Genomic DNA, 10,285 nt, shown 5'->3' on the forward strand with positions numbered 1-10,285 from the left:
CCCAAGATCAGCATTACAAAACCGATAAAAATTGTAGCGATTTGCGGCACATCTAGCACATAACCCGATGCACTCAACGTGATGACGGACTGCACCAGCAAACCTGCACCAAAGGCGATAGATACCGAGGCTTCAAGGAGTGACTTTGCCGCTGCAAACTCTTCGGTCGGCATGTTTTTATGTGCAAAATACACACCAAGAATCACCACAAGACATTCCAATGGGCCAATCCAAAGCGCCAAATTGGCAGGCAATTCAAAATCAACTTCGCCGTTGATGTTCCAGTGTACCGCCACCAACTGATCCGCTGGTATGGTGACCAATCCAAACACAAAAATGGCGAGAATAATCAGCAAAAGGAAAATGTTGATGGGAGAGAAGGTTTTAATCATTTGAGCCACCTTGTTTAAAGTCGAGCAAATCACTGAGTGCTGTTTCCAGCACGGATGCGTTGAGATGATAAAGGATGGTGTTCCCTTGCCGCGTAGTGCGCACAAGTTCGGCTTTCTTTAGCTTTGCAAAATGGGCAGACATCGTTGGCTTGGTCAGATCAAATAGTTCCGCCAAGTCACCCGCAGATTTTGGACCTTGTTTCAGGACTTTCACAATTTTTCGCCGCACTGGGTGCGACAGAGCTTCAAAAACCAAATTCACAGACACATCCTATTTCGAATGCAATCTAATTAGACACATCTCGAAATAGAGTCAAGCACATTTGTAGTGATCTGTGCGAATGTCTTCTACGCGGTGCGCGCCGCAATTTGTTTATTGCGTGCATTTTCCGCTCTAATATTTATGGTGTTGGCAGCAAGCACCAAGGCTGCCCCCACAATCACTGGCCATTCAAATGCCTCTTGATAAAGCACAAAACCAATGAACGCGATAAGCGGAAGACGCAAGAACTCTAGCGGGGTGACAACCGTTGCCGGGGCCAAATTGAGTGCATTGGTGATGCAAAAATGGGCAAGCAATCCACAAACTCCAATCGCTGCGACCAACACAATTTCCATTCCTTCTGGCACGGCAATTTGCCCGTCAAATCCCGCACATACCAACCCAAGCACGGAGTGCATGACTACAAGCCAAAACAATATTGAGGTTGTTGACTGAGTTCCCGTGAGCTTTTTTGTGGCCATTGTTGTGCCAGCGAAGAAAATTGCGCAAGCGGCAGCAGCTATAATTGCTGGGTCCACTTCCACATATCCCGGTCGCGCCACAATCAAAATACCCGTGAAGCCTAGAACTGCAGCAAAAGCTTTGGTCGCCGTAAGCTTTTCGCCCAAAAAGATTGGGGCCAACACGATAACCCAAAGCGGCGCTGAAAACTCGAAGGCAAAAAGCTGGGAGAGCGGCACAATAGTAACCGCATAGAACCAAAGGTTTTGCCCCACAAAGTGAGACACATTGCGCAGCGCGTGCAGTTTGATTTGGTTGAAACCTATGGTCCCCAACGTTCCTGCAAAATTACCCACAGCGACCACAATGAACACACCCAAAAACGAGCGATACATCATGATTTCAAAAGTATCCAACAGCCCGCCTAGCTCTCGCCCTGCAATTGCCATCAGGGAAAAAGACGCCATGGCACCTGCCATCCAATAGGCAGCCTTTAGGGGTTGGGAGCGTTGCACGAAGGAATCCTATACATGTGAAGAAATGCTAGGTTATGTGGCATCGCCCTGCCCCGCAACAAAAGATTGGCGCAGTACCTATCCGCTTGAGAACAAAAAAGGGCCGGCAAAAGCCGACCCTTTGAATTTGTATGCAAAGTGCTTGGAAAATTAGCGCTTTGAGAACTGGAAAGAACGACGCGCTTTTGCCCGACCGAATTTCTTACGTTCAACAACACGGCTATCACGTGTAAGGAAGCCACCTTTTTTCAACACAGGACGAAGCGCAGGCTCGAAATGTGTAAGGGCTTTTGAAATACCGTGACGAACCGCACCAGCTTGACCAGACAAGCCGCCGCCAGAAACGGTAGCAACAACGTCATATTGGTCTTTGCGTTCAGCTGCAACGATTGGCTGTTGCACAACCATTTGCAAAACTGGACGTGCAAAGTAAACAGGCATTTCACGACCATTGATGGTGATTTTGCCTGAACCAGGCTTAATCCATACGCGAGCAACAGCGTCTTTACGCTTGCCGGTTGCGTATGCACGGCCTTGTGCATCAAGTTTTTGTTCGTATACAGGAGCTGCTTCTTGAGTTGCTACTGCTGCTACTTCGCCCAATTCTTCGAGCGAGTTGATGGTCTCTTGTTCAGCCATGTTACTTCACCCGCTTGTTTTTAGGGTTGATAGACGCGACGTCCAAAACTTCTGGATTTTGGGCTTCATGAGGATGTTCAGAACCACCGTATACACGGAGGTTTTTCAGTTGGGCGCGTGTAAGCGGACCACCTGGCATCATACGCTCAATGGCTTTTTCCAAAACACGTTCAGGAAAACGACCTTCAAGTAGATCGCGCATTGAACGCTCTTTAATGCCGCCTGGGTGATTTGTGTGCCAGTAGAAGATTTTGTTGTCCATCTTCTTGCCGGTGTATTTCACTTTGTCAGCATTGATGACGATAACATTGTCGCCACAATCCATGTGTGGTGTGAAAGAGGCTTTGTGCTTACCGCGCAAACGTGTTGCGATGAATGCAGCAAGGCGACCAACCACCATTTCTTCTGCGTCGATCAAGATCCATTTTTTCTCGATCTCGCTCGGTTTTGCCGAGTACGTCTTCATTTCCAAATCCTTGATTTGCTGGATCAATAAACCAGGCAATATCCCGATTTCCAGTAGGTTCGAATGGCGATTTAGACAAATATCGACGCCCCGTCAAGCGCAAAGTTTATATCGTTATATATCAACACGTTAGAAAAGCGGTATAATAATACCACTAATTTTGTCGTGACATATCAGATAGATAGGCAGCAACTGAGCCCATCAAAACAAATGCTGTGACCTGATGCGCCAACCCAAGGTGCATCGGCACCACATAAATCAAGGTCAAAATGCCTAAAATCACCTGTAAAAGGGTCAAACCAGCAATGATCAGCATCCAGCCGTGCACGCCGTCGAATTGCGTTTTTGCCCAAGCATGCCACGACAGACCAACCGCGAGTGCCAAGATGAGGTATGCAATCATGCGGTGATGAAACTGAACAGTGATGATGTTTTCAAAGCTATTGATCCAGATTGGATGGTGCATAGCCAATCCATTTGGAATGAATTTTCCATCCATCAAAGGCCAGGTGTTGTGGCTAAACCCAGCATCCAGCCCAGCGACAAACGCCCCTGCAATAATTTGCACGAAAACAATGAGGCCGAAGAAGACGACCAAAGGTCGCCACCCTTTTTGCACCCACATGACTTGAGCAGGGCGCAACTGGCGGGCGACCCAAATAAGCGCAACAAATAATATGCATGCGGCCCCCAAATGCGCGGCCAGACGATATTGTGAAACGTCCACGCGCTCAACAAGGCCGGACGACACCATCCACCAGCCTAAAAACCCTTGAAAACCACCCATGACAAACAGTACGGCGAGCGCGGGGGCCAGTTTCCAGTCCAATCTGCGTTGGAAAAGGAACACCAAAAATGGCACAAGAAAAACCAAGCCGATGAATCGCCCCAAAAAGCGATGCCCCCACTCCCACCAAAAAATACCTTTAAACTCTTCAAGGGACATGCCCTTGTTGATTTGTTGGTATTCAGGGATCTGTCGGTAGGCGTCGAATTCGGCGTTCCAGTCTTTTAAGGACAGCGGTGGAATTGTGCCAGATATGGGCTTCCACTGTGTGATCGACAGACCTGAATCTGTGAGACGCGTTGCACCGCCCACCATCACCATCAACAGCACCAAAAGTGCCAGCACGTATAACCAAATGCGAACTGGTCTGATTTTAGCTTCGTACGTTTGTTCGCTGACGGGCTGATTGAAAACAGACATGTGGCGTATCTACTCTTGTTTGATCGGTGCTTTGTGTTAAATCCTTGTGTGCATTTCCGCAAGGGACTGCAATGCCGCACCGGTTCATACGTTAAGCAAAGTGATTGGGATCAATATGAGTCTACGTCAGCGCAAATTGCTCGGCATTCCGCTTTTGCTGTTGATCATCGTTGTTTACGCTTCGATTGCCGTCTTCATCTACGAGAACTGGCTCACCGGTGCGCACAATCTGATCTTGTTGGCATATTTTGTGGTTGCTGGCAGTTGCTGGTTTTTCCCAGCGACTTGGGCCATTAGATGGATGTCAGCGCGTCCTGACGAGCTGCCACCTAGTTCACATTGACCTTTTTCATGCCGCTGTGCGTCGTAAAGACTGCTCCTGTCAGAAAAACGTCAACAAAGCGGCTCTTTTGATAATTGCCATTGAGTGAGATACGCGGCAAAGCTTCGGGATGCTCTGCATTTTCAGCATAAAGACCACCTGGCCGAGTGGTTACGCCCGTCACAAGTCCCAAGTCCCTAACGGCCGCAAATTCCCTTGGCCCTGCCGACAGTTTCCCGCCGATTGGGTAGGAAAAGTGGTCTGGCTGCTTGCCTGTTCGCAGGGTCAGAATTTTGACAGAATCCTCGATTTCCGTCCGCATTTTATCGGCTGGCAATTTGTTCAACTCGTAATGGTTGACCGTGTGCGCGCCAATTGTGCAAAGCGGCTCATCGACAAAGGTTCTAAGTTCATCCCAATCCATAATCAAATTGCGACAATGATCGCTCAGGTTGAACGCATAGCGCTTCGCCAAACGATATAAGAGCTTTAGACGGTCAGCTTCTGGCTTTTCACGCATGAACCAATAAAGCTCATCAAACACGTCGAGTTTGCTCTGGGTTGTTGCCGTTTCTCGATATTCGATACCCTGCCCTAGATCAAACTCAAGACTATCGTTTTCGCCAATAATATCCTCAAGCGCTTGCCACCAGATCTCGGCCTGAGCATCAATCAAATTCGGTGCAATGAACAGGGTGAATGGACAATTGTGCTTGCGCAATATTGGCAGGGCAAATTCCAAATTGTCTTTGTAGCCGTCGTCAAATGTAAAAACAGCGAATTGTTTTTCCGGCTCTTTTGATCGAAGTCGGCGCATTGCCTCATCTAAGTCGACAATATCAATATTCTGCTTTTGGCAACCAACAATAACCGTTTCAAGAAATTCGGGCGTAATCTGAAGAATACCATTGGGGGAAAAAGCCGCTGGTGTGCCTGGCAAAACGCGATGCATGGTGAAGATCGTACCTTTGCACTTCGACAAAGCCCGAATTGAACGTGCAACGCCTGGGAGTGCAAAGCACTCCATTGCCAGATGGATGAGACGATATTTCAAGTTTTTCACAGCTTTGCCTAACTAGGCTACGTTGGATTCTTGTTTATCGCGCGTCACAAATGACACGTTGTCAATTCCAATCGCATTGGCATCCTCCTCCATATGGGCACGCATTTGTGTGTCCATAAAGTCGCCAACAATGAGCAATGTCGCGTCCATATCAGCAAATGGAGAAAGCGGTGCGCGCAGTCCAAACTGACCACATTCCACGATCACATAGTCATAAATCTCGCCGAGTGCATCAAACATCAGCGAAAACCGCTCATTGGAGAACTGTAGTCGGCTCTTGGTTCCCCACGGCACGAAAAACTCATTTTCGCTGGCCCCTACTTTGATGATCCCACCAAAGTCGGCTTCACCGACACACATGTCTGTCAGTCCAAGCATGCCCACATTATCGGCGCCGCCGGCATTCACTAGAATGGTTGATGCGCCGTTCAAGGAAAGGTGTTGCTGCAATTGTGTTGCGGTCACGCTGTCAGCGCGCGTCTGGTCAGCACTTGCAACAAGCACTGTACTCATTCCATTTTGGCGAATACTTTTTGCAATTTTGGTTAGATCACTTGGGGGGTGAGAAACAGCCGCTTGTTCCACGCGTTGTGGCGAGGGTTCAACATACACTGTCTCTTGCACCTCTGGCTCCTCAAATACACTGGCTGCCTCACGAAGCTCTCTTAAGCTTGCTGGCTCGGGTGCTACCTCAGGCAAGGTTTCGGCGACGGGTTCTTTGAACCTGGCAAACTCGTCTTCTTTTTGTTCAGGCTGAGTATTGACCATAGGTTCAGTGCGAACAGCCAAATCAGCCACTTCTTCACGTTGCAATTCGTGCCGAACGGTAATCACATTGCCAGCAGCAAGTTCGCTGATAATCACCATTCCCAGTTGAATAACGACGGAAAGGCCGCCGACCAAAAGCAACAAGAATGGTTTGTTTGGTGCAGAGGCTTTGGTAGGTGTAGCCGCTGTGGAGATAATGCGAACATCGGGGAATATGGCCCCTGTATTGGTACGTGCAGTTGCTTCGCTTTGACGCGCAAGGAATGTATTGAGCAAATCGCGTTTGGCTGCAGCTTCACGTTCTAGCTCGGCCAACGTCACTCCGCTACGTTCAGCGCCGGAAGCTGATAGTTTTAAGCGAACCAAGTCATCGCGCAGCGACTTTTCAAGTTCCCCTTCAATGCGCGCTTGAGTCTCCAATGATTCCGCAATTCTGCGCCCTTCAAGCTGAATCTGGCGGTCGATATCGCGAATCTGAGCATCGAGCGCTTGTAGCGTTGGGTGATTGTCTAGCAATGTGGCAGAAGACTGTGCGCGCGAAGCTTGGAAATTTGCCTTTTGCTCTGACATGCGTTGCACGATTGGGGACTGACGCACGTCCGGAACTGCCTCAAGGCTGCGCCCGGAGCTGAGCAAGTCGCGAATAAGCCGGGCACGCGTGCTCGCGGCGTTCTTTCGCTCAGATACGGTGCTGATTTGGCGCGACAAGTCAGATAATTGCTGGCCAATAAGCGAAGTCGTTTCAGTTGATCTGAATAGATCGTTGTTTACGCGAAAGTTTGCCACGGCGTTTTCCGCGGCCGAAACATCGGCACTTAGCCGTTTGATTTCTTGGCTAAGCCAGACCGTTGCATCAGAAGTGTCCGATATTGACAGGCCAGAGCGCCGATCCACCAATGCCTTTGCAAGGGCATTGGCGACTTTGCTGGCTGTTTGTGCGGTTTCGGAAGTGTATTTTATCGAAATGACGCGACTATCTCTTGCTTGTGCCGCAACCAAGTTCTTGGTCAGTTTTCCGATAATCTTGTCATCAGTCGAATCATTTTCTGCTTTAGTTGCCGCGTCTTGGCCAACTGAAAACAGCGCAAAAACCAAATCTAGAGGCCCAACAGAACTGCCGACGAATTCCGCATTCGAACGCAGATCAAGCTCATCAACCACCCGCAAAAGTGTTTCACGCGATTTGAGGAGTTGAATCTGGCTAGCAATGGCAGCACCATCCACTGCCGATACACTGGTTTGGTTCGTGCGCGTACCAGCAGATTGGGCAAAACTATCGCTGCGCGGTTCAAGCAACACGCTGGTTTCAGCCGAATACTGTTTGGTCATGAAGGAGAATGAAACAAAGGTTAGCCCGCACAATATTGCCGTAACAACAAGTATGCGCGGCAACGCACGAAAAATCGCCCCGAACAAGTTGAACATATTGATCTGAACGTCTTCGTAGCTTCGAGGCCCATTCTGGGTCATGTGAAGTAATCCTTCAAAGTCTTCGTCATTTAGAATCCTTTGTGACCCCTGTATGGTAAGAATTCGGTTAACTTTGCTGCCTGAAGATTTTACTTCACCGTCGATTAGACGGTGATTTTTCCGGATTATTAACCATAAGCAGCCATAAGAGATCTCGACTTCGAATCTCAAAAGGTCTCTGTTATGCGTTTGGTGCGTTTCGCCGCTTTGTTTGTTCTGCTCTTTGTTTCAGCGTGTGCTACTGGACCACGTCCTTCCACACATAACGGGCAGGCATTCGAAAAATCTCACGTCGCCTATCAACTTGATACGGGCGATGTGCTGCGCGTCACAGTCTATAATGACGCTCAATTGACCAACAGTTTTGGCATTGATGATGCTGGCTTTATATCGATGCCATTGGTGGGCCGGGTTTATGTACGTGGCAAAACAGTGAACCAAGCTAGCGCATTGATCACCTCCAGCTTGGCAAGCGGCTATCTTCGTGACCCCAATGTTGCTGTTGAAGTGGCGCAATATCGACCGTTCTATATCCAAGGCGAAGTTGCCAGTTCCGGGCAATTCCCATTTGTATTTGGCATGAGTGTGCGCGCAGCGATCAGCACGGCAGGCGGGTTCAGCGATGTTGCAACCAAAAACTCAGTGACGATATACCGCAAAGCGACCACAGGAACGACTAAACTTCGCGCGAAGATGGATGATTTGGTTCAGCCGGGTGATACTATTGTTGTGCATGAGCGCTGGCTCTAAACACCTAATAAGTAGGATCAAGTAAAATGGGTAAACCTTTGCGCGTTCTACAGGTATTGCGAGCGCCAGTTGGCGGGTTGTTTCGCCATGTTTGTGATCTTTCTACTTTTCTGGACAACGACGGCCACGAAGTTGGATTGGTCGTTGATGCGCTCTCTTATGATGCTGAAACATCCTCAAAACTGGATCAAATCTCCAAACACCTAAAGCTTGGCATTCATCCAATTGCTATTCCCCGTCTTTTTGGGCCTCAGGACCTTGTTGCCCCCTTTCAGATAAAGAAACTGATTGGTCAGCTCGGAATTGATGTTGTCCATGGTCATGGTGCAAAAGGTGGGTTTCACGCGCGTTTGGCGGCTTGGGGAAACCCAAATGTAAAAAAGATCTATACGCCACATGGTGGGGCGCTGCATTTTTCCAAATCATCCCCGGCGGGCCGTATTTTTCATACGCTTGAAAAACAACTTGTGCCGCAAAGTGACCGGATCATTTTCGAAAGCGAATATGCCGCCTCTACCTATCGTCATCAAATTGGCGAGGTTGGTGCAAAGGGAACGGTTGTACACAATGGACTTGCAGAAGCCGAATTCTCAAAAATTGACACCAACTGCGAGTTTGATTTTGTTTTTGTTGGTGAACTCAGAGACTTAAAGGGCGTTGAATTTCTGCTAAGGGCCCTGCCCGATGTCACAACGCCCCAAGGCAATCCCGCTCGATTGCTATTGATTGGCGATGGACCACACCGGGAACAATTTGAACAATTGAGTATTGAACTCAACCTGCAGGATCGTGTCGAATTCGCTGGTGCACAACCCGCACGCAACGGATTTGCGCGTGCAAATATTGTTGTGGTCCCCTCGCTCAAAGAATCACTGCCCTATGTGGTAATGGAGGCCGTAGCGGCCGAAAAAAGCGTCATCACTACAGATGTTGGCGGCATTTCAGAGATTTTTGGACCAGAAAAAGCGCGACTGCTCCCCCCATCGGATTCAAAGGCGCTGTCGCGCACTATGCAGCAATATTTAGCAGGTGGTGAAGACTTGGCCGCGCACAATCAACGGCTACAAAATCACGTGCACTCTAGGTTCTCAATTGAGAAAATGGCAAGTAGAATCCTAGCGATATATTTGAATCAATAGCAAAATATTTACCATAGTGTTTCATTTGGCTTTCACGCCTTGAACCGTATTGTGTGTCTTGAAACAATATTGAATTCAGGAATAACGCCAAATGTATCGCATCGACCCCAAAGAAGTGGTGACCGAAATTGTGGGCGCACGCCAAAATGCTGTCGCTGCCAGTTCTTTGTCCAAGCGCGCAAAAGCAATAGCTTCGGCGCCGGTTGAAACTGCCATGTCCAGCAAGATCATTGTTGGAGTGGTTCAGCTCGTCGAACTGCTGTTCTTGGCAACAATCGGGATGATTGTATGTCTTGTTTATGTGCCCGAGCCATCTGTTTTGTACTATCTTGCCATGTCGATTGGTGCTTCAGGTGTTGCATTGTTCGGTCAGAACATCATTAAGAACCACTCGATTCAAAAGTATCGCACGACATTGCGTCAAATCGGGCGCGCATTGGCTGTGTGGAGCGCAACCATTCTGTTGGTGATTGCGTTCATCTTCTTGTTCAAACTCAGCGACTCGTTTTCACGTGTTTGGACTTTGGGCTGGCTGGTTATTGGTTCTGCCTTCTTGGTGTTTTATCGCATCGCGGTACGCAGCTTGATTATCCAGTGGACAGTTGCTGGACGTCTTAAGCGACGGACTGTGCTTGTTGGTGGTGGGCCAGATGCCGAACAACTCATTGAGAACATCACCAGCACGGCGACCAACGATATCGAATTGCTTGGCCTTTTTGATGATCGGGCAGACAAGCGCTCACCTGAACTGGTGGCGGACTGTCCCAAGCTTGGCAAAGTCGCCGACTTGGTTGAGTTTGCGCGGCTTACGCGCATTGATTTGGTTATTG

11 protein-coding genes and 1 pseudogene are annotated in these 10,285 nt (G+C 48.8%); 4 read left to right on the forward strand and 8 right to left on the reverse strand.

The features are described from left to right. From Q0231_RS08660 to Q0231_RS08685, 6 genes are all read right to left on the reverse strand, one after another. On the reverse strand, positions 1-392 hold a 392-nt coding region (locus Q0231_RS08660; RefSeq protein WP_299347177.1), incomplete at its 3' end, for a hypothetical protein. Further along, positions 385-654 carry a metalloregulator ArsR/SmtB family transcription factor gene (locus Q0231_RS08665; protein WP_299347179.1) on the reverse strand — a complete coding sequence of 90 codons (270 nt, stop codon included), beginning with the start codon at positions 652-654 and terminating at the stop codon, positions 385-387. The genes Q0231_RS08660 and Q0231_RS08665, both read right to left, overlap by 8 nt. A gap of 86 nt (positions 655-740) precedes the next feature. Next, positions 741-1,631 carry a DMT family transporter gene (locus Q0231_RS08670; RefSeq protein ID WP_299347181.1) on the reverse strand — a complete coding sequence of 297 codons (891 nt, stop codon included), beginning with the start codon at positions 1,629-1,631 and terminating at the stop codon, positions 741-743. Positions 1,632-1,781: 150 nt separating this feature from the next. Further along, on the reverse strand, positions 1,782-2,270 hold the full coding sequence (gene rpsI / locus Q0231_RS08675) for a 30S ribosomal protein S9 (RefSeq protein ID WP_269391964.1): 489 nt from the start codon (positions 2,268-2,270) through the stop codon (positions 1,782-1,784). Between the two features lies 1 nt (position 2,271). Next, a complete protein-coding gene (gene rplM, locus Q0231_RS08680) occupies positions 2,272-2,736 on the reverse strand; it encodes a 50S ribosomal protein L13 (RefSeq protein ID WP_269391965.1) in 465 nt (154 codons plus the stop codon). A 154-nt stretch (positions 2,737-2,890) separates the two neighbouring features. Continuing rightward, positions 2,891-3,943 (reverse strand): COX15/CtaA family protein, encoded by a 1,053-nt coding sequence (locus Q0231_RS08685; RefSeq protein WP_299347184.1) that lies wholly within the window; start codon positions 3,941-3,943, stop codon positions 2,891-2,893. Positions 3,944-4,058: 115 nt separating this feature from the next. Between Q0231_RS08685 and Q0231_RS08690 the strand changes: the two genes are divergently transcribed. Then, the gene (locus Q0231_RS08690) at positions 4,059-4,286 is read left to right on the forward strand and encodes a DUF2842 domain-containing protein (RefSeq protein ID WP_269391967.1); all 228 of its coding nucleotides are present in this window, start codon (positions 4,059-4,061) and stop codon (positions 4,284-4,286) included. Here the strand turns inward: Q0231_RS08690 and Q0231_RS08695 are convergent. Further along, complete coding sequence (locus Q0231_RS08695) at positions 4,273-5,328, reverse strand: polysaccharide deacetylase family protein (RefSeq protein WP_269391968.1); 1,056 nt, start codon at positions 5,326-5,328, stop codon at positions 4,273-4,275. The two genes, Q0231_RS08690 and Q0231_RS08695, sit on opposite strands and share 14 nt — an antisense overlap. Before the next feature lie 12 nt (positions 5,329-5,340). Next, positions 5,341-7,566, reverse strand: coding sequence for an exopolysaccharide transport family protein (locus tag Q0231_RS08700; protein ID WP_299347187.1), 2,226 nt, complete (start codon positions 7,564-7,566; stop codon positions 5,341-5,343). A 183-nt stretch (positions 7,567-7,749) separates the two neighbouring features. On the opposite strand from Q0231_RS08700, the gene Q0231_RS08705 reads away from it, so the two are divergent. The 3 genes and pseudogenes from Q0231_RS08705 to Q0231_RS08715 form a co-directional block, all read left to right on the forward strand. Then, positions 7,750-8,316: a polysaccharide biosynthesis/export family protein gene (locus Q0231_RS08705; protein WP_299347189.1), complete on the forward strand. Its 567-nt coding sequence runs from the start codon at positions 7,750-7,752 to the stop codon at positions 8,314-8,316. Between the two features lie 26 nt (positions 8,317-8,342). Next, positions 8,343-9,455 (forward strand): glycosyltransferase family 4 protein, encoded by a 1,113-nt coding sequence (locus Q0231_RS08710; protein ID WP_299347190.1) that lies wholly within the window; start codon positions 8,343-8,345, stop codon positions 9,453-9,455. Positions 9,456-9,546: 91 nt separating this feature from the next. After that, positions 9,547-10,285 (forward strand): annotated as a pseudogene (locus Q0231_RS08715) (undecaprenyl-phosphate glucose phosphotransferase); the annotation flags it as partial.

Source organism: uncultured Maritalea sp. (genome assembly GCF_937139385.1).
GTDB classification, from domain to species: domain Bacteria; phylum Pseudomonadota; class Alphaproteobacteria; order Rhizobiales; family Devosiaceae; genus Maritalea; species Maritalea porphyrae_A.

Bases quoted from the DNA above. Each gene is read 5' to 3' on its own strand.
- Q0231_RS08710 (WP_299347190.1), top strand. From the start codon at position 8,343: ATGGGTAAACCTTTGCGCGTTCTACAGGTATTGCGAGCGCCAGTTGGC.
- Q0231_RS08685 (WP_299347184.1), bottom strand. From the start codon at position 3,943: ATGTCTGTTTTCAATCAGCCCGTCAGCGAACAAACGTACGAAGCTAAA.
- Q0231_RS08700 (WP_299347187.1), bottom strand. From the start codon at position 7,566: ATGACCCAGAATGGGCCTCGAAGCTACGAAGACGTTCAGATCAATATG.
- rplM (WP_269391965.1), bottom strand. From the start codon at position 2,736: ATGAAGACGTACTCGGCAAAACCGAGCGAGATCGAGAAAAAATGGATC.
- Q0231_RS08690 (WP_269391967.1), top strand. From the start codon at position 4,059: ATGAGTCTACGTCAGCGCAAATTGCTCGGCATTCCGCTTTTGCTGTTG.
- Q0231_RS08705 (WP_299347189.1), top strand. From the start codon at position 7,750: ATGCGTTTGGTGCGTTTCGCCGCTTTGTTTGTTCTGCTCTTTGTTTCA.
- rpsI (WP_269391964.1), bottom strand. From the start codon at position 2,270: ATGGCTGAACAAGAGACCATCAACTCGCTCGAAGAATTGGGCGAAGTA.